This window comes from Undibacterium sp. Xuan67W (genome assembly GCF_049340165.1).
GTDB lineage: Bacteria > Pseudomonadota > Gammaproteobacteria > Burkholderiales > Burkholderiaceae_D > Undibacterium.
Window position 1 is genome coordinate 1 of the sequence record NZ_JBMPPN010000015.1, and the last position, 25,560, is coordinate 25,560.

Consider the following 25,560-nt stretch of genomic DNA (forward strand, 5'->3'; position numbering starts at 1 on the left):
CTCTCAAAAAAAACCGAGGACCCTGAGACTATCTCTTCAGCACGCTTTAACGCCTTACTAAAACGTCAGCCTAGAACGCAAACCCCGTCTTGATCACCGCGTAATTCACACCAGGGTTCGGATGCTTTATTTCACCGTTTGCCTCACAATGAAAACCGTACGTCTGGTGAAATTCACCGTCAATCTCAAAGGGCTCACATTAACTGATGTTGTTAGGTATCATTTGCAAATTAAAGGGCTATTGCATCATGTTAAAAAACAAAACTTTTTGCATTCCACAATCAGGATTTACATTGATTGAATTAATGCTTGTAATTGTTATTGTTGGGGTTTTGGCGAGCATCGGAATTCCGTCATATAGAACATTTATTAGTACAAGTAAAATTGCGGCAGCAACAAGTTCGCTGCATGGCGCGTTGTTACTCGCCAGAACAGAGGCAATAAAGAGAGGAAAGAACGTAACAATTTGCAGAAGTGAAACAGCAAACACAGCTGCGCCCTCTTGTTCAACAACAAATAGTTTGCCTGTTAGTAATTCAGGCTGGGCTGATGGATGGATTATATTTACTGATGAAAATAATAACGGTACATATCAACCGGGAAATAATCCGCCAGATATCTTGATTTTTACTCAAGGGTCATTTGCAAAAGATTTATCGGACATTGCTATCATTCCGAACACAGTAAAAAAATTTATTACATTTGGCCCCACGGGCCAGGTTTTTGGCACATACATCCAGATGGCGGTAAGCAGACCACATTGGGATAACGATATAAATCACGATCGTTATATCTGTATCGCCTCAGGTGGTCGAGCAAGAGTCAGTACCTCAACTTGTTAAGCAGGAATCATAGTGAATCATAATATTAATCAACAAATTGGTGTGTCAATGGTGGAGATTTTAGTTGCGATCTCAATTATTGCGGTTGGCTTACTGGGTATTGCCGGACTGCAAATTAACGCTTTGAAATTCCAAAAAACTTCTGCTCAGCGCTCAGAGGCAATGCAATCGGCTTACGATATTAGTGAGCGGATGCGAGCAAATGCACTTGCCGCAAAAGCAAATGTTTACTTGTACACCACGGCATACGCTACTACCACGGCGACGGTTCCGACGGTGCCTACCTGTGTCGCTCCTTGTACTTCGGCTCAGATTGCAGCTATTGATCAGGCGGAATGGCTTCTGGGCTTATCCCGGAGATTGTTAGGAGGGGCTGGTTTTATTACCACAAATTTAAATGGTGGTTTTGATGTCACCGTGATGTGGAAGGAACCGAGCTATACGGCAGTCGATCCAGCCTGTGCAAATGCGCCCTCTGCTCCGGGTGCCGGGGTACGTTGTTATGTTGTTACTTTTACGCCTTAAGGAATAGCGTGATGATTATCAATAGATATGAGCGTCAAAAAGGACGTTCATTAGTCGAAGTTATGATAGCGCTGACCATAGGCTTAGTGTTGCTCATAGGTATTGCATCTGTATTTATAAGTAATAAACAAACTTTTAAGACTACTGACGATAAAGGGCGGCTAGAGGAGGAGGGACGATTAGCACTCAATTTACTGGCCTTCCATCTTCGCATGGCGGGATACGGTGAGTTAACATCCGCTGTCTATGTAAATCCTAATAATACAAATTTACAGTCTGGTGCCAATGCGATAGCTCAGATGAATGGTTTGGAAGGATGCTCAGGTGGTTTTGCAAATGCGGCGGCATCAACCGTTGCTCGGTCTTGTGCCACTAGTCCTCCGAGCACAGCTGCCGATGCGATAATCGTGCGATACGTTGTTGATCAAAATAACGCTAATCAGTCAGCCGGAGCGCCTACAGATTGTTTAGGGGCAGCAATTATTCGGGTGCCAGCTGTTGTTGAGAACCGATTTTTCATTGCAAATAATGCCACTACAGGATTGCCGGAGTTGCATTGCCAAGGTAGTGGTCAGACTGCTGCCGCAGCAGCAACTTTTACAAGCCTTGCGCAGCCTATTGCTGAAAATATCATTGATATGAAAATATCTTATGGCTACGGCTATGACTATGTTAACCAACGTGACACTCAGTCAGTAGATAGTTTCATTTCTGCCTCTCAGGTTGATGCTATGACTCCTCCTACTGTAGGGACGCCGTGGTCTAAAGTAGTTTCGGTCAAAATTTGCTTCGTCGCACGTTCGGCGAATGATCGAATTACTACCGCCCCTCAACTTTACATTGATTGTGGTGGCACGACGAAAACAGCTACCGACAGGCGCTTATATCAAACTTTTTCTACGGTCGTTGCTATACGACGTAGTGCCGCAGGGAGTTTAAATTGAAACCTATATATCAATCTCAACGAGGTTTTGTTCTGGCAACGAGTATGATTTTTTTGCTAATTATGACTATTTTAGCCATTACAGCCATTCGCCGCTCAACGTTGGATGAGAAGGTCGCTGGCAACTTACGAGAGCAGAATTTAGCTTTTCAGGCAGCAGAACGAGCATTGAGGTACTGTCAGAATGATTTGGAAACAGTGGGTACTATTGCCGTGCGTAAATTGGGGGTTACAGATATGCCAACTGAGTGGAGTACTAAAGCCAACTGGCAGGCGGGTGGATTTGCTACTACTTTGCCGGCAGGTACCGTCGCGAATGTAATTACGCAGCCACAATGTATGATTGAAGAATGGCTTATGCGACCAACTCCGGGGGTTCCCAAAGGTAGTGGGCGAGAAGGTGACGTTTATTTAATTACCGCTCGTGGCGTGGGGGCTACCAGCGGTGCGGTAGTCTGGTTGCAATCGACAATCCGAACCGGAAATATGTGAGGATATTATGAACAATAAATCAAAACGAATTATAAGCGCCTTACTAATCCAAGGTCTGCTTCTGCAATGTGCACTTACATCAAATGCGCACGCGGCCATTTCTAATTTGCCGCCATTGGTCAAACCTAATGTGCCGCCAAATATTTTCTTTACGCTAGACGATTCTGGATCAATGCAATGGGAGGCTGTTCCTGACTCAACAGTCTATGCTGCGACTGGATTTCCGCAGCCTAACGGCGTTTATTATGGCGGACAAGCCAATCCGAATGATGTAATGGGATTCGGCTCTGGTGCTACTGCTAGTGATCTTTTGACGATTTACGTTCAGCGTTATCGCTCTTCGGACTACAACCCTTTGTATTACGATCCGGACACCCGATACGATCCGTGGATCGGTTCAAATGGTAGTCCGATGCTACCGGCGAATCCTTTGGCTGCGCTATTTAATCCTATTGCACCTTCGAATGGCGCGTTGCAGACAACGATTAATCTGACTACATCGGCACAAAGTGCCATCTGGACCAATGTTAACTGGACCAGAGACCCGAATGTTGCCGCAAAGCAGGAGAGTAGAGATTTTTATCCTGCTACGCATTTTAGGTATACCGGTGGAACTGGTTGTACTGGTGCAAAGACGTCAGGCAGTACCGCTTGCTTTACTCGCGTAGAGATTAAGCCCGCAGCTGCCCCATTTATAAAAACTGCAAATCGCACAGACTGTGTTGGCTCAGACTGTACCTATACCGAAGAGATGCAGAATTTCGCAAACTGGTTTCAGTATTGGAGATCGCGTATTTTGATGGCGCGCGGCGGCAGTGGATCCGCTTTTGCGAAACAGGCGACAAATCTCCGCGTTGGATTTGGTGCTATTAATGCACCAAGTGTTAGCATTAATGGCGTAAGCACCTCGGTTGTTAAGCGGGGTGTTAGTTCTGATTTTGCGGGAACTAACCGGTCTAGTTTTTTTGACTTGCTTTATCAGCATCCTATGCCGAATTCAGGTACGCCTTTGCGTGAAGCAATGGACAAGGTCGGTAAATATTTTCAGAGAACGGATATCGGGGGGCCTTGGCAAAACGTTGCAAACACGGGTAATACGACCACAGATCAGGCGACTTGTCGCCAAAATTATCATATTTTAATGACGGATGGTTTTTGGAATGGTAACGGTGCTTCCAATCCAGCGAACCAAAACAATGACGGAACCAATGGCGCTACGATGACTAGTTCCAGCGGCGCGACTTATCAATACACACCTGTCAATCCTTATAAAGATAATAATTCGGATACGCTCGCTGATGTGGCTATGTATTACTGGAAAACTGATTTGCGACCAGATTGGGCGACATCAAAGAAGAACGTGCCTGTGTCTAACACTGGGGTTGATCCGGCTTTTTGGCAGCACTTGGTTACTTATACCGTTGGACTGGGTGTAGTTGGTAGTTTAGATCCAACGACGGATCTACCAGCGATTACTGCTGGGACCAAGTCATGGCCTGTGCCTGCGGCAAATTCGATTAACAATGTGGATGATCTTTGGCATGCAGCTGTCAATGGGCATGGACAGTATTTTAGTGCCGGCAATCCTAAGCAATTCGCTAATTCTTTAGCGACGGCTTTGAACGATATTGCTGCACGTTCCGGTGATGCGGCTGCTGTTGGTACGTCCAGCAACACCGTTCGCTCAGGCGCTAAACTATATATTGCAACTTACAATACAAAAGATTGGTCTGGTGGTTTAAAGCAATTAAACCTCACAAGCACTGGTGCTGTGAGTGGCACAGACTGGACTATCGATCAAAATACCACTTGGCCAGCGCCCCGCAATGTTTTTAGTTACAAGGACAGTACAACCAAAGGCATTGCTTTTAACTATGCAAATTTGGCTACAACCGATCAGGCCTATTTTACAACTGCGGCAACTACCATTTTTGCCGGTGCTGTTAACGGTACCGATATTGTAAATTACATCAAGGGCGATAAATCTAAAGAAGTGTTAAGTGGGGGGTATTTCCGAGATCGTCAGAACATGCTTGGAGATATCGTTGGATCTTCTCCTCAGTTTATCGCACAGGGTGAAAACGAGGGATATACCTATTTGCCCGTTGGCACTCCAGGGCAATCAACATACTATTCATTCTATAGTGGTATTAAGAAGAACCGTGGCAATCCTCGGGTGTATGTTGGCGCTAACGACGGTATGCTACACGCGTTCAGGTCGAGTGATGGTCGTGAGGATTTCGCCTATATTCCTAAGACAGTGATCGCGAATTTGCCTAGTTTGGCAGACCCTGCTTATACGCATAAATTTTATGTAAACGGCACTCCGACTATTGCAGACGCGTATTTGGGGGGCTGGAAGACTGTGTTGGTCGGCTCTACAGGTGCTGGCGGACGTGGTATTTATGCCTTGGACATTACTACGTCGGCTAATTTTAGTAGTACCGATGTTTTGTGGGAAGTTAATTCATCAGATGATCCAGAACTGGGTTATACGATTGGCAGTCCGCAAGTTGGACGAGCTCCCAATGGTGATTGGGTCGCTGTGTTTGGTAATGGTTATGAGAGTAATTCGAAAAGAGCGATGCTGTTTATCGTGAATTTGAGTACTGGCGCAATTACTAAAGTAGATACGGGTGTCGGAAGTGCGGCTTTACCGAATGGTTTGGCTACACCGCGCTTGGTTATCGACAGTAATTCCACTATTTCTGCTGCTTATGCAGGAGATTTGCAAGGCAATTTGTGGAAATTCGACTTTACGCCATCTGGAGCATCGGTAGCTTTCTCTGGATCACGATTATATCAGGCGGTAATGTCGGGTAAGGCTCAACCTATTACTGTGCAGCCCGATTTATATCTGCATCCATTAGGTGGATTAATCGTTACTTTTGGCACTGGTAAATTATTTGAGAGTACCGATCCATCAATTGTAGATATTCAATCTATCTACGGAGTTTGGGACAATAGTGGCATTCCTAATGTCACACCAACTACGATTGGAAGTCTGTCCAGTTTGGTACAACAAACCTTTAGTCCGGCCGGTACTGGTCTGACGCTGTTGAGTAATAATTCAGTGAATTGGGCGACAAAGAGAGGTTGGTATATTAATCTTGCAGCGGGAGAGCGAGTGGTGATTGATCCTGAGGTAGTCTATACCGCGGTCGCCTACACCACAATTATTCCTGGTGGCTCTACTGATCCTTGTATTACTGATGGAACATCGGTCAACTTGGTGATAGATGCCGTTACTGGCGGTGCTACTCCATTTAAAGCATTTGATACTAATCATGATAATGTTATCGATGCAAGCGACGTCACGGCTAGCGGTGTTGCGGGTCCATTGACATTCGGCAATACTATATTAAGAAAAAAAGGAGGTGTTATCTCCTACCAAACCGACACGAAAGGAAATTTAACTGGTGGCACACCAGTTGGCACCGGAGGTAATTTGGGCGGTGCGCAACAGATTCCCTCCTTAAGATTATGGCGCCAAATTCTTGGTAAAGATTGATATGAAAGCGAGCTCAGATATGTTTCAGAAGACCAAGATGAATGGTTTTACATTGATTGAAATGATGATTGTCGCTGTGATTATGGCGATACTCACCGCAATCGCGGTATCAAGTTATCTCGAAAACGTTCGTAAAAGTAGGCGTGCAGAGGTTAGGGGCGTATTGCTGGAGAATGCGCAATTTTTGGAGCGATATTTTACCGAGAACAATCGTTATGACCAAAATTTAGCGGGTACTGCAGTGGTTCTGCCTTGGTTATCATCACCCAAAGCTGCGAATCCTAGTCAGTACACAATTTCGTTCGTAGCTGGTTCACCTACCGCTGCTGGTTATACGATACAGGCAGTCCCAGTGGCAGGAAAAGCAATGGCTGGTGATAAATGTGGATCATATATTTTAAATAACATCGGTCAGCAAACTAACGCAAACTTGGTTGCACCGCAAACTTCAGCAGATTGTTGGGCCAGATAAATTTAGTGACATGCTTAAAAAGCTGAAACTCAATCGGGTTTCAGCTTTTTTTCTTTGGCAATCTCCTGAATCGCCTCAGCAAACTCAGACACATCCTCAAAGCTCTTATACACAGAGGCAAAGCGGATATAGGCGATTTTGTCCAGACGTTTGAGTTCTCTCATGACGAGCTCTCCTATGTAGCCAGAGATGACTTCACGTTCGCCGCTGGATAATAATTTTTCTTCTATGCGTTGGATTGCGGTGTCGACTGCTTCTGCCGATACCGGGCGCTTGCGCAGGGCTAACATCAGGCTGGCGCGTAATTTTGCGGGTTCAAATTCTGTTCTGCTGCCATTTTTTTTGACGATGGATGGCATGATGAGTTCGATACGTTCATAGGTGGTGAAGCGTTTATCGCAATTGGCGCAGCGGCGGCGGCGGCGGATAGTGTTGCCGTCCTCGGGCACGCGGGTGTCGATGACTTGCGTGTCATCGTTGTGACAGTAGGGGCATTTCATGATGTTTATTCCAATCGATGATGTCGCAGTAGATGCGATACATTTTATATACTCCCCTGCAATATTACATAAAATGACTTCTCACGCACCAAAGTATTGCGTGGTTCATAAATACATGGTGGGAGTATGTTGCTATTTGCTCGTGTTAATCGCTGATGATGCGTTGATTTGTCGTGTATTGACGACCTGAATTACCCCATTTTATTTTCACGCTTCAATCCAGACTATCTAAAGCGACTGATGTATAAAAAATGCCACTCGAATTGAGTGGCATTTTATTAGCAAGCTGGGGTTTTATGCTGCATAGACAGGGAAGGCGTCAGTCAGTTTTTTGACTTCGACTTTGACGCGTTCGATGGTTGCTGCATCGTTCGGATTGTCTAGCACGTCTGCGATCAGATGACCGACTTTGATGGCTTCTGCTTCTTTGAAGCCACGTGTGGTGAAGGCGGGGCTGCCGAGACGGATGCCAGAGGTGATCATTGGTTTTTGTGGATCGTTAGGAATGCCGTTTTTGTTGCAGGTCATGTGGGCGGAGCCGAGAATAGCTTCGGCTTCTTTTCCTGTCAGGCCTTTAGGGCGCAGATCCACCAGCATCACGTGAGATTCTGTGCGGCCAGAAACGATGCGCAAACCGCGTTCGGTCAGCGTGTTCGCCAGTGCGGCTGCGTTTTTTACGACCTGCTCTTGATAGGCTTTGAATTCCGGTGTCAGTGCTTCTTTGAACGCGACGGCTTTACCTGCGATGACGTGCATCAGCGGGCCGCCCTGGAGGCCAGGGAAAATTGCGGAGTTGATTTTTTTTGCAATCGCTTCATCGTTCGACAAGATGATGCCGCCGCGTGGGCCGCGCAGACTCTTGTGGGTTGTTGATGTGACGACGTCGGCAAACGGTACCGGGTTAGGGTAGACGCCAGCGGCGATCAGGCCGGCGTAATGCGCCATATCGACCATGAAGTAAGCGCCGATTTCTTTGGCGATTTTGCTGAAGCGTTCGAAATCAATGCGCAATGCGAATGCCGATGCGCCGGCGATAATCAGTTTTGGTTTGGTTTCTCGTGCGAGTTTTTCCATGGCGTCGTAATCAATGTCTTCCTGCGCGTTCAAGCCATAAGAAACCACATTGAACCACTTGCCCGACATGTTCAAGGGCATACCATGTGTCAGGTGACCGCCCTCGGCCAGGCTCATGCCCATGATGGTATCGCCTGGATTCAGCAGCGCAAAGAATACGCCCTGATTCGCTTGTGACCCTGAGTTTGGCTGTACGTTTGCGAAGTTGGCACCGAATAATTCTTTCAGGCGATCAATCGCAAGTTGCTCAACGACGTCTACGTGTTCGCAGCCGCCATAGTAGCGTTTGCCGGGGTAGCCTTCGGCGTATTTGTTGGTCAGTTGTGAGCCTTGCGCTTCCATGACTGCTGGCGAGGTGTAGTTTTCTGAGGCGATGAGTTCGATGTGTTCTTGTTGGCGGTGATTTTCTTGTTGGATCACAGCGTACAAATCGGGATCAATATTGGCGAGAGTATGATTTTTTGCGAACATGACAAGCTTCCTGTTGAGATAGAAGGTGAATCAGTGAATGTAGTGGATCAGGTGCCCGAGCCAGATAAAGCGCATAGACAAATAGAGCGAGCAGCCTTGATCGTTCTTACCATCCAGGCTACCCAGGCGCACGGCTATTGAAATCTCACGCTTCCCGATGGATCTCCATCTTCGTCGTTAGTCGCTGCCAGAATGTTCTATTGCAATTCATAGCAAGATTAAGACGTTTTCGCCAGTCACGTGAGACGAAATGGTTTGCAAATTTTACGTCAAGCCTTCTGATTGAGCAAGAATAGCCTGCGATATAAATGGATTAAAAAGTAGATTAAGACGTGGATTACATTAAGAAAATTGATTCTGTGGCTGGTGGGGGAGTCGTTCTGACATCCCTCTCTATCCGATACCGAGTCTGATGAAGCGCAACGAATGGCGCCAGTCGCTTCAGACGGATGTCATAAAACCGCATAGAATAACGGCTACAGTTATACCAAGATTTTCTATCAGGCGCACTAAAGCTGTTATTTAAGTGCTGACGGTGCATTTTTGGTCATTTGGGCCACTTTTTGAACCTTATTATTGGCTCATGGCTAGTCCTTATCACTTTATTCAGGTTAAGGCTGCCTCGAAAAGTGTATCCGTCATCAACGTTCATTAAGGTAAATCCAGATGGATAATCTCGGTTAAAAGCACGGCGTATGCATTTCAATAACGATAAGAGGTAATCATGATTGTCTTAATTACAGGTGCCAGCTCCGGTTTTGGCGAAGAGATGGCAAGAAAATTTGTCAGCCACGGACACAAAGTCATTGCCGCAGCGCGTCGCACAGATCGTCTGGCCGCATTGCATGCAGAGTTGGGTGCTGCGCTATTGCCGGTCAAAATGGACGTAACAGATAAAGAGTCCATTCAGCATGCTTTGGCAGAATTGCCGCTTGCCTGGCAACAAATCGACGTCCTGGTCAATAACGCAGGGCTGGCTCTCGGTACTGAGCCGGCGCATCAGGCGAATCTGGATGACTGGGAGACGATGATCGATACCAATACCAAGGGCTTGGTCCGTGTCACCCGTGCGATTTTGCCCGCTATGGTGCAGCGTGGTAGCGGTCTGGTCATCAATATTGGTTCGATCGCTGGCTCTATTCCCTATCCGGGCGGCAATGTATATGGTGCAACCAAGGCGTTTGTTGATCAGTTTACGCTGAACTTACGTGCTGACCTGGTGGGCACCGGAGTACGTGCAACGAACATCGCGCCGGGATTATGCGGCGGTACTGAGTTTTCGAATGTGCGCTACAAGGGTAATGATGATGCTGCCGCAAAAGTCTATGAAGGTACCGTGCCTCTGACGGCAGTGGATATTGCAGAGTCCGCGTACTGGGTCGCAACCCTGCCGCCGCATGTCAATATCAACTACATCGAAATGCTGCCGACCTGTCAGGGCTTCGGCGGTTTTAATATCAAGCGCAACGCGGTATAAGAGAGCGGTTGCTAATCGGCTGCTAATCGATTGCTAAACGGTTGTAATTTGTCATACTGGGAGAGAGTATTTTTATTTGTCTTTACGGATATTGCGCAATTAGCATTAAAAATAAATATACTCCCCCTTTTTATATAAAATCATTGAGCTCTATGCTTCGAGAATTTAATTGGTTTGTGCGTATCTACTACGAGGACACGGACGCGGGTGGCATCGTGTTTTATGCAAACTACCTGAAGTTTTTTGAACGCGCGCGGACTGAATGGTTGCGTGCTGCCGGGATCAATCAGCAGATCATGAGTGCTGAGTATCAGGTGATGTTTGTCGTCAAAGGCACGGCTGTCGAGTATCATGCTCCCGCCAGACTGGATGATGAACTCAGGATCAGCGTTGTGGTCGAAAAGTTGGGACGTGCCTCCGTACAGTTTATTCAAGAAGTCTGGTGTGGCGATCTTTTGCTGGTGACGGGCAAAATCAAGGTTGGCTGTGTGAGTGTTGGTGCGGTGCGTCCAGCGGCTATTCCGGGTGATATTTTGCAAAAAATTGCCTAAGCTTGCCGCAGCGCTTGCCAATGACTTGTTCGCTGCCATCGTTTTAAATCAATATTTGCGCTCGATTGTCTTCAAGCTTCGCCGTTAATTTTTCGATAGACCACGTAGTTAAAGGGCGGCGAAAAAAGTAGGCGTTGCAAAAAATTGATTGGGGCAGAGTGATATGAGACTGGCACCAGAATCTAGTTCTAGTTGATATTAACCGCCCGAAAATTTTTGTAAAAATCTATAGTAAAGAAACCATGACTGTTACTCAAGACTTATCGTTCATCACCCTGATTACCAATGCGTCGGTTCTGGTGCAATTGGTCATGCTGCTGTTGCTAGGCGTTTCCGTGACTAGCTGGAATTATATTTTCAGTAAAATGTTTGCGATCAAAAGAGCGCGCAAGCAGACAGAAGAATTCGAACGTAATTTCTGGTCCGGGGGCAATCTCGGCGAGCTCTATCAGGTTGCTGCATCGAATCGTCGCTCCAGCGGCGATAAGACCGGCGCGCTGGAACGTATTTTTGAAGCTGGTATGAGTGAGTACCACAAGGTCAAAGCAGCAAATAAGGCAACCCTCGATGCGACCGCCATGCTCGATGGTGCACGTCGTGCGATGCGCGCAGCGTATCAGCGGGAGATGGACCATCTGGAGGCACATTTATCGTTTCTTGCATCGGTCGGTTCAGTGTCTCCTTACGTCGGCTTGTTTGGTACCGTCTGGGGGATTATGAATGCCTTCCGTGGCCTGGCGAATGTGCAGCAGGCGACGCTGGCAGCGGTCGCTCCGGGCATTGCCGAGGCACTGATTGCGACAGCGATTGGTTTGTTTGCAGCGATTCCGGCGGTATTGGCTTATAACCGCTACTCACATGACATCGACAGGCTGGCGATTCGCTTTGAAACCTTCATCGAAGAGTTCTCGAATATTTTGCAAAGACAATCCCGCTAAGTCACCATGAGTTCTCTGCGTGGCGAACGTAAACGCAAATTTAAAGCTGAAATTAATGTCGTTCCCTATATCGATGTGATGCTGGTATTGCTCGTGATTTTTATGGTGGCAGCACCGATGACCAATCCCAGCGTCATCAATCTGCCGACGGCGGGGCAGTCGACACAACCGCCGTCAGACTATATAGAAATCACGCTTGATACGAATAAATACGCGATCAGCATCAATACCAAAGGCAGTAGCAACGGCAATAGCAAACAAGAGTCGAAAGAGACCGCCGCTAATCACAAGCAGCTGATGCAAAAACTCAAGGAATATCACGATGCCAAGCCGGATCTGTCGGTCATGGTGTCGGCGGATAAAGAGATGAAGTACGACGAAATCATTCAAGTTATTTCCGAAGCGAAAAAACTCGGTATCAATCGGGTTGGCCTGGCGACCAAGTGATGCCTGTGCGTTCAGTTGTTCTCTCTTGCAGTTTGATGGTATTGAGTGCGGGACTTACCGATTGTCTTGCGTCAGAACAGCCGCCGCTCAGCTTGCTTGCTGAGTCAGTCACGCCAGTTACAACGCAGACCACAGTAAGCACAGCCGAGAAGCCACTTAATCAGCAGGCTGATGCGCCTGCCGACATAAAAAATGATGTGGTGAACAGTAATGTCGTTAGCGATGTCAGCAGTGACAACATCAATGACGCCATCGTGGTTTCCGCATCCGCAAAGCGCTTTCAGATCGGAGAAGCCAGCGGAGACTGGCTGGCACTGATCAAGCAGCATATTCCCGAGCTTGCTCCAGGCACAGATCCGCAAAACGTGACACCGACTTTGCTGCGCAAATTACGGCTCGACATAGGAAATATTCTGGCGACGGAGGGCTACTTTTCTCCGCTTATTTCATTTGATGCTAATGATACCAGCGAAAAAACAAGCGGCGTCAGGTCAGGTGAAAATTCTGTTATTCGGGTCAATATTGATGCTGGCGCCAGAACTCTGATCAAGGACGTCAAGCTACAATTTTCCGGCGCGCTGAACGAAGCGTATAAAACGGGGCAGGCAGATGCCGTCAAGCGGCAGACTACACTGACCTCCAACTGGGGACTACCTGCTGGCGCCGCGTTTCGTGATGAGGATTGGGATAAGGCAAAGACGACTCTGATAGAAGCCTTGCGTTCTGATGTTTATGCGTCAGCCTCCATCGCCAATAGCAGTGCGACGGTTGATGCAGACAGTAATACAGCAATGCTGGACGTTGATATCGATAGCGGTCCGCCATTTACACTGGGTGAGATGACGGTAACTGGTTTGCAGAGGTTTCCCTCATGGTTACTGGACCGTTATCAGCCACCAAAAAAAGGCGAGCCGTACTCGCGCTCCCGCCTGCTGGAATATCAGCGAGCCTTACAAAATTCTGCCTATTTCTCCACCGTTGCAGTGAATGTCGATACCGATCCGGCCAAGGCCGATAACGCGCCTGTCGAGGTCAGTGTGGTTGAGCGTAAAGCGCGTGATCTGGGTTTTGGTGCGGGTTATAGCAGCAATACTGGATTCCGGGCAGAAGTGTCTTACCGTGACCGTGATATCCTGAGTAAGGCATGGGATTTACGCAGTGCCGTTCGTATCGAACAAAAGCGTCAGCTCGGCTATGCCGATATTTATTTACCGCCGCGAGACACGCAATTTTTAGATTCTTTTGGTGTGCTGGCAGACCGTCAGGACATCTCGGGATTGTTGCTGACTCGCACCGCTCTTGGCGTCAAGCGCACGAGTACGCGCAATCACCTGGAGCAGCGTATCGGCTTGAATTTTTTGCGTGAAAAAGTAGAAATCGACGGCGAGCTGCCAAAGTTTAATAAAGCCCTAGTGACCTCAATAGGATGGACATGGCGCGATGTCGACGATAGTTTTGCGCCGCGCAAAGGTCAGATTGCTCAGCTCGATCTGGCATTTTCAGAAAAGGCTTTATTGTCAGACCAACGTTTTATCCGCACCTATGCCAAGTACCAGCGCTGGATACCGGTAGGGCAGCGTGACAGCATTATCCTGCGTGCAGAAATAGGCCAGATCCTGTCGCAAAGTCGCGATGGTATTCCTGAAGAATATTTGTTTCGCACCGGCGGTAGTAACACGGTGCGTGGATACGCTTATCAAAGCTTAGGTATTCAAAATGCGGGCGCCGTCACCGGTGGCAAAGTCATGGGTGTGGCGAGTGCCGAGTATGTGCATTGGACCAAATCCAATTGGGGTGCCGCGACGTTTATCGATCTTGGCGACGCGGCAGATAACTGGCGTGATCACAGTGCCAAACAAGGCTACGGCATTGGCGGACGTTATAAAACGCCTGCCGGGCCGGTCGCACTGGATCTCGCCTACGGCAAAGATATTAAAAAATTCCGCCTCGATTTTTCGATCGCGATTGCATTTTGATGATGCAACAACTGTCACCATGAATGCACCATGAATCAGGACTCTTCACAATCTGAGCAGGGTATTGTTACCGGCGTATCTGCAACGTCTGTCTTGGCAAATATGAGCACGGCGAAAAAAAATAAAATCCGTTTTGTTTCCCGGTTCCTATGGAGCCTGACTTTTATTCTAGCTGTTGTGGCAGGATTGACGGGATGGGTAGGCTGGACTCAATCAGGGACAACCAGCTTACTCAAGCTGATACAAGTGATGACGGCGGGACAGCTCAGCTTTGCGGATGTCCGTGGTCACCTGATGAATGAGTTAGCGATAGGTGAGTTGCGTTATCAGACGGCGACAATTCATGTGAAAGCAGAAGGTGTAAGCCTGCGCTGGCAACCGTCGGCCCTTTTGTATAGAAAACTTTCTATACAAAATCTGCAAGTTGTCAGCTTGCAGATTGACACGCTAGAGGATAAAACACCGGCGAGTTTGCCAGCCAGCCTCAGTCCAGGCATTGAGATCGTGCTGGATCAGATGGCGATGGGACAAATCAGACTTGCCAGTTTTGTGGCAGACTGCAGTAAGTTCAAGCGTACTCCCGTGATGACGTTGACGGGGGTTACGGGGCAACTGCACTCCGGTCAATTGCAGCATCAAATACAAGCCAGCCTCAAAACAGACTTTGGTCATGTCAGTGCCCGCATGACGATGGCGACACAGAGACCATTTAAAACCCAGGCAGAGCTCAATTATCGCGGTCAGCCTGATATTGAATTACCTGAGATCGGTGTGGTCGCCAATCTTTCTGGATCCTTGGAAGAATTGCTGGTAGATGCCAGAGCGACATTAAGCCAGAAGACGGTGAGCGCTGAAACAAATACCAATGCAACTGTAACTGCAACTAAAACTGTCCAGAGAGCGCAACTAGCGCCGGCCTTGCAAGGAGAACTGAAGGCGGTGCTCACGCCTTTTGCCGCTCAGCCAATGCGCAGTTTGCAGGCAACGATCTCTGGTTTAAATCCTGCTGAGTTTGTCGCACAGGCGCCCGCTGCTAATTTGAATATCAGCGCTGACATACAACCTGTTGTCGTGTCAGCGACATCGATATCGACATTCGCATCGACACCCGCAGTGAAGAAATCTGCCAGTACGACATCCGTCAGTTCAACGGGTTTGCATCTGACTGGCAAGATACAGATCGGTAATTCGCAGGCCAGGCGTTTTGATCAAAACGGATTGCCCTTCACGAAATTGACTTCGGCAGTCGTCTGGAACGGCGATCACTTTTCACTGGATCAGATGCAGATGCAATTGGCGGGAAAAGGGCGAATCTCAGGTTCAGGGACGGTGCAGTTACCATCAGGAGGCGCGCCTCTAGTTGATGCTCGCTTTGATGTGGCAGACGTCGACCTGGCGCTGCTGGATCAACATATTCAGCCGACTCAGTTAAAGGGACGTATTCAGGCGCAATCACGTCCGGATCATCAGATCAATTTTCAAGCGCAATTGAGCGATCCGCGTGCCAGTCTGAATGCCGAGGCAAGTTATTTTCCGGGAGTAAAAGCACAAGCAGAGTTGGATGTGAAAAATGGTTTAGCTGCAGCGCCGAAAAAAATCATAGCAACGGCAGAAAAAGCAGCATTGCTACGATTGACAAAATTCGATCTGACTTCAGCGGAGTCGCGTTTGCAAGCACAGGGCGAGATGAGTCTGAACAGTGCGATGCAATTTAATGTCAAAGGCAGCATGCAGCACCTTGATCCCGCTCGCTGGATCAAGACGCCGGCGGGGAATATTAATGCCAACTTTTCGGCTTCTGGTCATCTTCAGCCAAAACTTGATATTGAATTGCAGTTACCTGCCTTGCAAGGACAATACGCAGGACAGAGCCTGAATGGCACGATTGATGCCCACTGGCAGCAAGATCTTGCCTTAAGCATTAAGCAGCTTGATCTGCATTGGGGTAAAAATTCTATAACCGGACAAGGCGTCTGGGGGAACGATAAGGATCAATTGCAAGTGACGATAGAGATGAGCGATCTGACGGCAATCTCGCCATGGTTGCCCTCACAACAAGCCTTGGCGGGCAATCTAAAAGCTCAGTTGCGCCTTCACGGAAAAATGACTGAGCCCGCTGGAATGATCGATATCAGCGCGCAAAAACTGCACTTTGGTCAGCAATGGGAAGTTGATAGCGTCCAGGCCAAGCTCGATTTGGCGCGTGGTGTACAGGGTGCTTTTGATGGCGATATTCAAATCAAAAATTTGCACAGTGATCTTGTGCCAGGCAAAACAACAGATGCGCTGAATACGAATAAAAAAGTGGGCTTGCCAATCCTAGCGGAGCAAATCAGCTTGCTGCTGAAGGGCACGCGCGAGTCACATACGATCAGCCTGAATACTCGCTTTACCAAAGCACGTAGTTTAACGATGCAAGCCACTGGTAGTTTGGGAGGCAAGGCAAATGCAGCTGAAAAATCTGCTGACGCTTTGCAGTGGCAAGGGCAAATTCTGAGTGCCGGTTTGACGGGCAAACCAGATCTCAATTTGCTTGCGCCAGTGAAGTTACGCGCCTCGGGTCAATCACTGAGTGTAAGTGACCTAGCTTTGGCAGGATCGATTGGCCGTCTGGATGTTATCCAGTTCGAGTGGTCGCCGGACGGTATCAAAACGCAAGGGAAGTGGGCCGCGATGAATGCCATTGCATTGGCAAATTTGATTAGGCCACAATATGCCGTCGAGGGAGATCTGCTGCTCGATACCGCATGGAATCTACAACTCAAAGATCACCTGCAAGGAGAGTTGCATATGCAACGTCAGAGCGGTGATGTGCGTATTAATGATGCTGATGGTACCGGTAAAGCGATTCCTTTAGGCATCCGTGATTTGCAAATGCATCTCGTCTTAGGTGGATTGCTTGCTGGCAGTGATGCTAACAAACTGGAGCTGAATGCGACTGCCGATGGCGCGCGGCTGGGGCGCTGGCAATTGCAGGCAAACTCTGCCGTCAGCAAGCGATCCGGTAGCTGGACTTTTGCTTCCGACGCCGCTCTTGCTGGCCAGGTTAAGGCAGATATTCCCGATGTGCAGTGGCTGGGACCATGGATCAATCCCGGCCTGGCATTAAAAGGTAAATTACTAATTGACGCGCAACTGGCCGGACAGATGAAGCAGCCGAAGTATCAGGCCAAGCTCAGTGGCCGAGAACTCGAAGTGGCATTTGCGTCTGAGGGCTTGCTCTTGCCCAATGGGGTGTTGGACGCTGTCATTGATGAAAGTCATGTACGGCTGAATCGCCTTGAATTTTCGAATACCGTATCGATGATGCCTCGTCATGCACAATTTCAGGGAGTCAATTGGATAGGGCAAAAAGGCGAGCTCAGTGCTAGCGGTGATATCGACATCCGTAATGAGAGTGGCAATATTCAGGCGAAGATGACGCAGTTCCCGTTACTGCAGCGAAATGACCGCTGGCTCGTGGTCAGTGGCGAGACAAATATCGTGAATGTCAAAGACGTCTGGAACCTGACGGGAAAGCTTAAAGCCGATGGTGGATATTTTAAATTGCCCAAATTGCCACCGCCGAGTTTGTCTAGCGATGTCGTCGTGATCCGCAGTAAGGATAAAGCAGCACAAGCCAAGGCCGCAGAAGATGCCAGCAAGAAAGCGCTGAAGTCCCGGCTCGACATGAGTTTTGATATGGGACCCCGATTTGTATTTGTTGGCCGTGGGCTAGATACGGCGCTGGCAGGCACCATACGCTTGCGCGCTGCGGATGGTAATCCCATGCAGGCCAGTGGCTCCATCAGTACGGTTGGCGGTGCTTATGAAGGTTATGGACAGCAGTTGGCGATAGAGCGTGGCATTTTGAATTTTCAGGGGCCGCCGACTAATCCTGGTTTGAATATCCGTGCTTTGCGGCTGGGACTGGCGGTAGAGGCGGGCGTGGAAGTGGTCGGTACGGTTGCTGCGCCGCAAGTACGCCTGGTTTCTGAGCCCAGCGTGCCCGATGCCGAAAAGCTGTCATGGCTGGTACTCGGCCGCGGCTCAGATCAGATCGCCGGGAATGATGCCTCCTTACTCATGTCGGCAGCGAGCGCTATTTTCGGCGGAGATGGCAGCCGCAATATTCCACGGGATTTGGTGCATGGGCTGGGTTTTGACGAGTTTTCGATGGGTACTGCGGATACCGGCAACGGCTCTAAGTTGCCCAGCCAGACGATTGCTGGCGCTACCTCTTTAGGATCAAGTTCAGGTGATCAGGTCGTTACCATCGGCAAGCGGCTGGCACCGGGAATTGTGCTGTCGGTTGAGCGTGGTCTGTCCGATGCCAGTGGTGCAATTAAATTGAGCTGGCAACTTACCCGGCGCATCAGCATTATCGGCAGGACAGGTAATGAGTCCTCGGTCGATGCTTACTATACGTTTTCATTTAATTAGACCGTAATTCCCGACTTCGCTCAGTGATCCCGCTTATAATTTTATTTGCAATGCAATATCCGCTTGAAAATAACACTCAGGTAATCATTTGTAGATCATATCAAGGAACTAAGCAGCAATTGGTGCATCATATAAAGTCATGAAAGAATTTTCCCTGAATATCCCCGCAGACAGATTTCCACGTGAGCCCGGCCAGTGGCGCTCCGTCAGCCTGGCCGCACTGGTGCATTTGTTACTGCTGATTTTTCTATGGGTTGGTGTGCAGTGGCAGAATAAAGAAACAATGGCAGTGGAAGCGGAAGTCTGGGATATGAGCACCAGAGATGCCGCACCTAAACCTGTACCGGTAGAGCCCGCGCCTGAACCTGAAAAAGTAGTAGCGCAGGAAAAGCCCGTCGTAAAAGAGCAGCCGGTCGAAGACCCCGAGATCGCCTTGGCGCAAGAAAAAAAGCGTAAGCTCGTCGAAAAGAAAAAACTCGAAGATCAGCAAAAAATTGAGCGCGAAGAGGCCAGGCGCAAGCAAGACCAAGAGTTGGCATTGAAAAAAGAAAAAGAGAAACTCGCTGAGCAAAAAATCAAAGCAGAGAAACTGGCGGCAGAAGACGCCGATAAGAAAAAGCTTGCTGACAGCAAAAAGCAGCAAAATAAAGAGCAGCTTGCCAGAGAAAAAATGCGCGAAGAAGATATGCGCCGTTTGACCGGGCAGGCGACCGCGACAGGCAGCGGCGGCACTGGTGATGCAGCCAAATCAACGGGTAATAATCGCGGCGATCCAAGTTATGCCGCACGTATTGGTACCAAAGTACGTTCAAACACCGTATTTAATGCCCCTGAAACGTCTGGTAACAATCCTACCGTGGAATACCGGATTGAGCTATTGCCCGATGGTTCTCTGCGTGGTCCAATACGAAAGTTAAAATCTTCAGGTGTCCCCGGATTTGATGAAGCAGTGGAAAAAGCGATTGAGAAATCTGCACCTTTCCCGAGAGACAAATCTGGTGAAGTGCCGCCAAGTATTGTGTACGTTCATAGAATGAAAGAATAAACCGGAATGAAGATAGTTTCCTTGATTAAAGTCTTAGGATTGAGTGCTAGCCTGGCCGCTAATGTGGCCTATGCGCAATTACGGGTTGAGGTATCGGGTGTCGGCTCCACGCAGATTCCGATTGCGATTGCGAGTTTTGCAGATGAAGCTTTAACACCGCAACAAATTACATCCATCATCAAAGACGACCTGACCCGCAGTGGTTATTTTCGTTTGATTGATGTTGGTACGGTCATCACAGAAACCAGCCCCGTCAATTTTGATAGCTGGAAGTCGCGTGGTGCCGAGGCGCTAGTCGTCGGTAGTGTGCAGAAGCTGAGTGACGGTCGTTTTGATGTGCGCTATAAATTGCTGGACACCATCAAATCGTCGACATTATCCGGGTTTGCAATGGCGACGCCACCAGCCAATACACGCCTGACCGCACATAAAATCGCCGACGATATTTATGAAAAACTGATCGGTGCGCGCGGTGCTTTTTCTACCCGTATTGCTTATGTGACTAAAGCCGGTAATGAATTTCGCCTGGAAGTAGCCGATGCCGATGGTGATGGTACTCAAGTCGCATTGCGCTCGAATGAGCCGATTATTTCACCAGCCTGGTCGCCGGACGGAACTAAGGTAGCCTATGTGTCTTTTGAGGCGAAGAAGCCGGTGATTTATGTGCAGAATCTGATCACGCGTGAGCGCACCGTGATTGCGAATTACAAAGGGAGTAATTCGGCACCAGCGTGGTCACCGGATGGTAGCAAACTGGCGATTTCATTATCACGTGATGGCTTAACCCAGATTTATCAGGTGAATGCGAATGGCACGGGATTGCAGCGCTTGACGCAGACCAGCGGTATCGACACTGAGCCACAGTTTTCTGCAGATGGACAATATATTTATTTTCTCAGTGATCGTAGTGGCGGTCCGCAAATTTATCGCATGAGTGCTGCGGGAGGTGATGCCAAGCGCGTGACCTTCGGCGGCAGTTATAATATTACTCCTAGGATATCGCCAGACGGAAAAACCCTGGCGTTTATTTCCCGCCGTGAAGGTAAGTTTCAGTTGTACTCACTGGATCTGGCCAGCGGCCAGGAGCAGCGTTTATCCGATACGGTCAAAGACGAATCACCAAGTTTTTCACCGAATGGCAGATACATCATGTACGCCACCGAATCCGGTCGCCGCGGTTCATTAGCGGTAGTCTCGGTCGATGGTAGAGTGAAGCAAAAATTGACGGTGCAAGCCGGAGATATTCGGGAGCCCACGTGGGGTCCCTTCATGAAGTAATTGTTTGATTATATTTTTACCGAAATTTCTAAGTTTTTAGTTTACAAAAAGGAGAATTACATGCGCTCACCGATCAAATCCACTACCCTCGCATTGCTGTTGACTAGCATCGCTCTGATCACTGCTTGCAGCACACCGGTCAAACTGGAAGAACCAGCTAAAGTGGAAGATAAGTCTGCAACTACCACGGTTCCAACAACACCGGATACACGCACTGTCAGCGCTGTTGATACAGGCTCTGTTGATCCTTTGAATGATCCTAAAGGTGTCCTGGCAAAACGCAGCGTTTACTTTGACTATGACAGCTATGTTGTCAAAGACGAATACAAAGCACTGGTAGAGGCTCACGCTAAATACCTAGTGACAAACAAGGGCCGTAAAATTCTGATCCAGGGCAATACCGATGAACGCGGTGGCCGTGAATACAATCTGGCTCTCGGTCAAAAACGTGCTGAAGCTGTTCGTAAAGCACTGGCGCTGTTAGGTGTACCTGAGGCACAAGTTGAAGCGGTTTCTCTTGGTAAAGAAAAACCAAAAGCAACGGGTAGCGACGAGGCCTCATGGGCCGAGAATCGCCGTTCCGATATCGTCTATCAATAATCTGCGGTTGAGGATTGCCTGTGAAGAGCAATCCTCTATTATGTAGATTGACGGCCGTCAGATGAGATTCGCTTGTTCAAAATATCATCTGACCATCCTCGTAAAGCACTCATTGCTTTCCAGTCTTCTGCTTCAATTCACTAAATTGCCAATCCCATGAAATTGTTTACTTTTCCCCAATCGATGCGGGTGATGACATGCACGATGTTGCTGGTGTCTGCGTTGCCATTGAGCGCCTCTGCAGGCATTTTTGATGACGACGAAGCGCGTAAGGCGATACTGGATTTACGTGCCAAGGTCGATGCCGTCAGTGCCAAGTTAGACAATAAACTAGATACAAAGGCCGATAAAAGCAGTGCATTGGAACTGGCAAATCAGATCGAGCAATTGCGCGGTGAGATTGCGAAATTGCGTGGTCAAGTAGAAGTCTTGACCAATGATCTCGCAAACACGCAACGTCGTCAGCAAGATTTTTATGTCGATCTTGATAATCGCGTGCGCAAATTAGAACCAAAAAAAATGACGATCGATGGCAAAGAAGCGACGGTCGATCTTGGCGAACAACGCGCCTACGATGCGGCGCTGTCCTTGTTTAAAGCGGCGGATTATAAAAATGCGAGTGCGGCATTTACCGCGTTCAATGTGAACTATCCTCAGTCCGCTTATGCAGGCTCTGCGCAGTATTGGCTAGGCAATTCATGGTATGCACAACGTGACTGCAAAAACACGATTTCTTCTTTGCAGCAGTTAGTGAAGAATTACCCTGATCATCCTAAGTCCCCGGATGCAATGCTGAATATTGCGTCTTGTCAGCTTGAATTAAAAGACAAACCGGGTAGCAAAAAAACACTGGAAACAGTGATTGCACAGTACCCTGATACCGATGCAGCGCAAGCGGCAAAGAGTCGTCTGGCCGCCACAAAATAAGCCTGCGATCTGAGAGAACATGCCTGCACAGGAAAAAATCCGGCAAGCTCGTTGACAGGGATTATGGAACATACTATAATTTCGTTCTTTCGGGTCGTTAGCTCAGCTGGTAGAGCAGCGGACTTTTAATCCGTTGGTCGCAGGTTCGAATCCCGCACGGCCTACCACGAAATTCGAAAGACTTAGGTGAAAATCTAAGTCTTTTTCATTTATAAGCAAGAGCGTTATTGAATTTGCATTCGTTTTCTGCAGATCGCGCATTGATTATAAACAGCAGTCTTTGGGTCGTTAGCTCAGCTGGTAGAGCAGCGGACTTTTAATCCGTTGGTCGCAGGTTCGAATCCCGCACGGCCTACCAAAGTTACAAGCAAATATAAGGATTCAGGTGTAAGCCTGGATCCTTTTTTGTTTTTTCTGGTGCTGAGAAGTGTCTATACTTATTGCACTGTGCTTATTCCAGTGCGCTAGTCGCACAATGTTCCAATTCACCTATCAAGGCCGCCTGATGAAGCATAAGCAGGATAAAAACAAACCTATTCCATTACCGAAGGCTGCCAATAAGCAAGAGCAGCATCATGAGATTCGTCCCGGTCAATCCATTGAGTTGCTCAAGGAGCTGCACATCCTGACCCGTGACGGCAAGATGAATCAGGACAGTCGTCGTAAACTGAAGCAGGTTTATCATCTGTATCAATTTATCGAGCCTCTGTTACAGCAGTTGCGGGAGACTCACGCAGATCTGAGTCTGGTTGACCATGGCGCGGGCAAATCGTATCTCGGTTTTATTTTGTACGATTTGTTTTTTAAGGCGACAGCAGGTCAGGATGCTTCCCGTATCTATGGCATAGAAACGCGTGACGAGCTGGTAAGCAAATCGACGGAACTCGCGCAGCGCCTGGATTTCCCGGGGATGTCATTCCTGAATTTATCTGTTGCAGAATCCATTCGTTCAACACAATTGCCGGATCAGATTGATATTGTGACGGCTTTGCATGCCTGTAATACCGCGACTGACGACGCAATCGAATTTGGCCTAAAAAAGAAAGCAAAATTCATGGTGCTGGTTCCTTGCTGTCAGGCGGAAGTTGCGGCTGAATTGCGCAAACATAAAGCGGATGCAGTCAGGGATAATCCGTTGTCTGAAATGTGGCGTCATCCCATCCATACGCGCGAATTCGGTAGCCAGATCACCAATGTATTACGCTGCCTGCAGCTTGAGGCGCACGGGTATCAAGTGCGTGTGACAGAACTGGTTGGCTGGGAGCACTCGATGAAAAACGAGCTGATCATTGCTGAATATAAGGGCTTACCTGCGAAACGCCCTGCGGAGCGTCTGGCTGAAGTACTGAAAAGTACTGGACTGGAATCTATGCGGGGGCGTTTTTTCACTCCCGTATGAGATCGCAGAGACGATTTGTTAGCGTAGATGCCGTCATTCTGACGTCATAAATAATGATTAATATCATTTATCAGAATAGTGAGTCACCAGAGAATATCATCTGGATACTCCCTTGATTGATGATGTGGTCCAATCAGTTTTTTTGCTAAAAATTACTTGCTGCATGATGCATTTTGTATCGATATATCTAATTGGAGAGTCGCAGTATGTTTGCAGCCGTTGATCTTGGTTCAAATAGTTTTCGCTTGCATATAGGACGTCATGAAGGTGATGTGATTCGCGTCGTCAAAAGTGCGCGCGACCCTATCCGGCTTGCAGCAGGCCTGGATAGTCAAGGCAACTTAACAGCGGCAGCGATCAAAAGTGCGGTGGATAGTCTGGCGCGTTTTAAACTCATCCTCGACGAGTTCCCTATTGATGCGGTGCGGGTTGTCGCGACGAATACGATACGGATTGCCAAAAATGCGGGAGTCTTATTGCCCGCAGCGGAAGCGGCGATCGGTTATCCCATAGAAGTGATTTCAGGTGAGGAGGAGGGGCGACTGATTTACATGGGGGTGTCTAATTCCATTGCGATCCCCGGGGAACGTCGCTTAGTTCTGGATATCGGCGGAGGCTCAACCGAAGTCATTCTCGGGCGTGGGCATGAGATCGTTAAAGTCGAATCCTTCAGCATCGGCACAGTCAAACATAGTTCTATTTTTTTCCCGCAAGGGAAAATCACCGAAGCTGGTTTCGAAGCCGCCATCTTATCTGCACGATCTTTGTTTGAAGATGCCGCGCCGCCATATCAGCCTGAGCATTGGCGTAACGCCTATGGTTCGTCCGGAACAATACGTGCGATCTCGGATGCACTCTCAAAAAACAGTCTCGGTGACGGCAGCATCACCTTACAAAGCCTGACCACGCTAAAACAGTATTGCGTGCAATGCGGACAGATCAGTCAGTTGGAATTAACCGGCATCAAACCAGAGCGCGTTGCAATGGTTGTCGGTGGACTAGCGATTCTAATCGGGCTGCTGCAAGAATTTAATATTGATGTACTTCTCCCGATTGAAGCGGGTTTGCGTATGGGCGTGATGTGGGATTTGTATTTGCGCTCAACCAAGCGCGACCGGCGTGAGCAGGCAGTGCATAACGCTGCGACTCTATTCCATGCTGATGTGACACGCGCTAATCGCGTAGCCGATATGGTGAAGTCTTTATATGCACAACTGAAACCTTCCTCCGATACCTATACCCGTCATCTGCACTGGAGTGCGATGCTGCATGAGATTGGCATGGTAGTGTCGCATACGGGCTACCACAAGCACGGCGCCTACATGATTGAGAATGCCGATATGGCCGGATTCACTACCCGTGAACAGCGTGTAATGAGCAAATTGATTTTGAGTCAAAAAGGTAATCTCAGAAAAATCAGTGATAGTTTTGCCGATCTTGATTTTGCCAAAGCGGTACTGGCGCTGCGTTTGTCTGTGACTTTTATGCACTCGCGGGTTGAGCTTGATTATGCTGATTTTCGTTTGAAAATGAAAAATAAAATCGAACTCGAAATTCGCCAGGACTGGGTTACCTTGCACCCGACAGTCGCATTCGGGCTGCAAAAAGAAATCGAATGCTGGCGTGAGGTCGGCGTCGAGTTTGTCGTGAAAGCAAATATCTAACCGGAT

20 protein-coding genes, 2 tRNA genes and 1 riboswitch are annotated in these 25,560 nt (G+C 48.3%); of the genes, 20 read left to right on the top strand and 2 right to left on the bottom strand.

Annotated features, from left to right (window positions below; translation table 11 throughout):
• Nucleotides 1-206: 206 nt before the first annotated feature.
• The 6 genes from ACO0LE_RS13705 to ACO0LE_RS13730 are packed head-to-tail and all read left to right on the top strand — an operon-like array spanning nt 207 to nt 6,785.
• Complete coding sequence (locus tag ACO0LE_RS13705; RefSeq protein WP_422960913.1) at nt 207-842, top strand: GspH/FimT family pseudopilin; 636 nt, start codon at nt 207-209, stop codon at nt 840-842.
• A 12-nt stretch (nt 843-854) separates the two neighbouring features.
• On the top strand, nt 855-1,367 hold the full coding sequence (gene pilV, locus ACO0LE_RS13710) for a type IV pilus modification protein PilV (RefSeq protein WP_422960914.1): 513 nt from the start codon (nt 855-857) through the stop codon (nt 1,365-1,367).
• A gap of 11 nt (nt 1,368-1,378) precedes the next feature.
• Complete coding sequence (locus ACO0LE_RS13715) at nt 1,379-2,311, top strand: PilW family protein (RefSeq protein WP_422960915.1); 933 nt, start codon at nt 1,379-1,381, stop codon at nt 2,309-2,311.
• Nucleotides 2,308-2,802 carry a pilus assembly PilX family protein gene (locus ACO0LE_RS13720; RefSeq protein ID WP_422960916.1) on the top strand — a complete coding sequence of 165 codons (495 nt, stop codon included), beginning with the start codon at nt 2,308-2,310 and terminating at the stop codon, nt 2,800-2,802. Before ACO0LE_RS13715 ends, ACO0LE_RS13720 begins: the two co-directional genes overlap by 4 nt.
• A 7-nt stretch (nt 2,803-2,809) precedes the next feature.
• Nucleotides 2,810-6,313: a pilus assembly protein gene (locus ACO0LE_RS13725; protein WP_422960917.1), complete on the top strand. Its 3,504-nt coding sequence runs from the start codon at nt 2,810-2,812 to the stop codon at nt 6,311-6,313.
• Nucleotide 6,314: 1 nt separating this feature from the next.
• On the top strand, nt 6,315-6,785 hold the full coding sequence (locus tag ACO0LE_RS13730; protein ID WP_422960918.1) for a type IV pilin protein: 471 nt from the start codon (nt 6,315-6,317) through the stop codon (nt 6,783-6,785).
• 29 nt (nt 6,786-6,814) lie between these two features.
• On the opposite strand, the gene nrdR is transcribed toward ACO0LE_RS13730, so the two are convergent.
• Both nrdR and glyA read right to left on the bottom strand, forming a co-directional pair.
• On the bottom strand, nt 6,815-7,285 hold the full coding sequence (gene nrdR / locus ACO0LE_RS13735) for a transcriptional regulator NrdR (protein WP_422960919.1): 471 nt from the start codon (nt 7,283-7,285) through the stop codon (nt 6,815-6,817).
• 294 nt (nt 7,286-7,579) lie between these two features.
• The gene (gene glyA / locus ACO0LE_RS13740) at nt 7,580-8,830 is read right to left on the bottom strand and encodes a serine hydroxymethyltransferase (RefSeq protein WP_422960920.1); all 1,251 of its coding nucleotides are present in this window, start codon (nt 8,828-8,830) and stop codon (nt 7,580-7,582) included.
• 113 nt (nt 8,831-8,943) lie between these two features.
• Nucleotides 8,944-9,080, bottom strand: a riboswitch (ZMP/ZTP riboswitch).
• Nucleotides 9,081-9,554: 474 nt separating this feature from the next.
• Between glyA and ACO0LE_RS13745 the strand changes: the two genes are divergently transcribed.
• The 14 genes from ACO0LE_RS13745 (at nt 9,555) to ACO0LE_RS13810 (ending at nt 25,554) form a co-directional block, all read left to right on the top strand.
• On the top strand, nt 9,555-10,307 hold the full coding sequence (locus ACO0LE_RS13745) for an SDR family NAD(P)-dependent oxidoreductase (RefSeq protein ID WP_422960921.1): 753 nt from the start codon (nt 9,555-9,557) through the stop codon (nt 10,305-10,307).
• Nucleotides 10,308-10,459: 152 nt separating this feature from the next.
• The gene (gene ybgC, locus ACO0LE_RS13750) at nt 10,460-10,858 is read left to right on the top strand and encodes a tol-pal system-associated acyl-CoA thioesterase (RefSeq protein WP_422960922.1); all 399 of its coding nucleotides are present in this window, start codon (nt 10,460-10,462) and stop codon (nt 10,856-10,858) included.
• Between the two features lie 242 nt (nt 10,859-11,100).
• Nucleotides 11,101-11,796 (top strand): protein TolQ, encoded by a 696-nt coding sequence (tolQ, locus tag ACO0LE_RS13755; RefSeq protein WP_422960923.1) that lies wholly within the window; start codon nt 11,101-11,103, stop codon nt 11,794-11,796.
• Between the two features lie 6 nt (nt 11,797-11,802).
• Nucleotides 11,803-12,243: an ExbD/TolR family protein gene (locus tag ACO0LE_RS13760; protein ID WP_422960924.1), complete on the top strand. Its 441-nt coding sequence runs from the start codon at nt 11,803-11,805 to the stop codon at nt 12,241-12,243.
• 5 nt (nt 12,244-12,248) lie between these two features.
• Nucleotides 12,249-14,219 carry an autotransporter assembly complex protein TamA gene (locus ACO0LE_RS13765; RefSeq protein ID WP_422960925.1) on the top strand — a complete coding sequence of 657 codons (1,971 nt, stop codon included), beginning with the start codon at nt 12,249-12,251 and terminating at the stop codon, nt 14,217-14,219.
• A gap of 30 nt (nt 14,220-14,249) precedes the next feature.
• Nucleotides 14,250-18,641 (top strand): translocation/assembly module TamB domain-containing protein, encoded by a 4,392-nt coding sequence (locus ACO0LE_RS13770; protein WP_422960926.1) that lies wholly within the window; start codon nt 14,250-14,252, stop codon nt 18,639-18,641.
• A gap of 139 nt (nt 18,642-18,780) precedes the next feature.
• On the top strand, nt 18,781-19,686 hold the full coding sequence (gene tolA, locus ACO0LE_RS13775) for a cell envelope integrity protein TolA (protein WP_422960927.1): 906 nt from the start codon (nt 18,781-18,783) through the stop codon (nt 19,684-19,686).
• Between the two features lie 6 nt (nt 19,687-19,692).
• The gene (gene tolB, locus ACO0LE_RS13780) at nt 19,693-20,964 is read left to right on the top strand and encodes a Tol-Pal system beta propeller repeat protein TolB (RefSeq protein ID WP_422960928.1); all 1,272 of its coding nucleotides are present in this window, start codon (nt 19,693-19,695) and stop codon (nt 20,962-20,964) included.
• Nucleotides 20,965-21,024: 60 nt separating this feature from the next.
• On the top strand, nt 21,025-21,564 hold the full coding sequence (pal, locus tag ACO0LE_RS13785) for a peptidoglycan-associated lipoprotein Pal (protein ID WP_422960930.1): 540 nt from the start codon (nt 21,025-21,027) through the stop codon (nt 21,562-21,564).
• 156 nt (nt 21,565-21,720) lie between these two features.
• Complete coding sequence (gene ybgF, locus ACO0LE_RS13790) at nt 21,721-22,491, top strand: tol-pal system protein YbgF (RefSeq protein ID WP_422960931.1); 771 nt, start codon at nt 21,721-21,723, stop codon at nt 22,489-22,491.
• Between the two features lie 91 nt (nt 22,492-22,582).
• A tRNA-Lys gene (locus tag ACO0LE_RS13795) sits at nt 22,583-22,658 on the top strand.
• Between the two features lie 115 nt (nt 22,659-22,773).
• A tRNA-Lys gene (locus ACO0LE_RS13800) sits at nt 22,774-22,849 on the top strand.
• Nucleotides 22,850-22,996: 147 nt separating this feature from the next.
• The gene (locus ACO0LE_RS13805; protein ID WP_422960932.1) at nt 22,997-23,890 is read left to right on the top strand and encodes a class I SAM-dependent methyltransferase; all 894 of its coding nucleotides are present in this window, start codon (nt 22,997-22,999) and stop codon (nt 23,888-23,890) included.
• Between the two features lie 206 nt (nt 23,891-24,096).
• Nucleotides 24,097-25,554 carry a Ppx/GppA family phosphatase gene (locus ACO0LE_RS13810; RefSeq protein ID WP_422960933.1) on the top strand — a complete coding sequence of 486 codons (1,458 nt, stop codon included), beginning with the start codon at nt 24,097-24,099 and terminating at the stop codon, nt 25,552-25,554.
• Nucleotides 25,555-25,560: the final 6 nt, after the last annotated feature.

Coding starts and splice junctions, on each gene's coding strand:
- pal (WP_422960930.1), top strand. CDS start 21,025: ATGCGCTCACCGATCAAATCCACTACCCTCGCATTGCTGTTGACTAGC.
- ACO0LE_RS13705 (WP_422960913.1), top strand. CDS start 207: ATGTTGTTAGGTATCATTTGCAAATTAAAGGGCTATTGCATCATGTTA.
- ACO0LE_RS13745 (WP_422960921.1), top strand. CDS start 9,555: ATGATTGTCTTAATTACAGGTGCCAGCTCCGGTTTTGGCGAAGAGATG.
- ybgF (WP_422960931.1), top strand. CDS start 21,721: ATGAAATTGTTTACTTTTCCCCAATCGATGCGGGTGATGACATGCACG.
- ACO0LE_RS13760 (WP_422960924.1), top strand. CDS start 11,803: ATGAGTTCTCTGCGTGGCGAACGTAAACGCAAATTTAAAGCTGAAATT.
- ACO0LE_RS13725 (WP_422960917.1), top strand. CDS start 2,810: ATGAACAATAAATCAAAACGAATTATAAGCGCCTTACTAATCCAAGGT.
- tolB (WP_422960928.1), top strand. CDS start 19,693: ATGAAGATAGTTTCCTTGATTAAAGTCTTAGGATTGAGTGCTAGCCTG.
- ACO0LE_RS13715 (WP_422960915.1), top strand. CDS start 1,379: ATGATTATCAATAGATATGAGCGTCAAAAAGGACGTTCATTAGTCGAA.
- tolA (WP_422960927.1), top strand. CDS start 18,781: ATGAAAGAATTTTCCCTGAATATCCCCGCAGACAGATTTCCACGTGAG.
- ACO0LE_RS13770 (WP_422960926.1), top strand. CDS start 14,250: ATGAATCAGGACTCTTCACAATCTGAGCAGGGTATTGTTACCGGCGTA.
- ACO0LE_RS13810 (WP_422960933.1), top strand. CDS start 24,097: ATGTTTGCAGCCGTTGATCTTGGTTCAAATAGTTTTCGCTTGCATATA.
- glyA (WP_422960920.1), bottom strand. CDS start 8,830: ATGTTCGCAAAAAATCATACTCTCGCCAATATTGATCCCGATTTGTAC.
- nrdR (WP_422960919.1), bottom strand. CDS start 7,285: ATGAAATGCCCCTACTGTCACAACGATGACACGCAAGTCATCGACACC.
- ACO0LE_RS13730 (WP_422960918.1), top strand. CDS start 6,315: ATGAAAGCGAGCTCAGATATGTTTCAGAAGACCAAGATGAATGGTTTT.
- ACO0LE_RS13805 (WP_422960932.1), top strand. CDS start 22,997: ATGAAGCATAAGCAGGATAAAAACAAACCTATTCCATTACCGAAGGCT.
- tolQ (WP_422960923.1), top strand. CDS start 11,101: ATGACTGTTACTCAAGACTTATCGTTCATCACCCTGATTACCAATGCG.
- ybgC (WP_422960922.1), top strand. CDS start 10,460: ATGCTTCGAGAATTTAATTGGTTTGTGCGTATCTACTACGAGGACACG.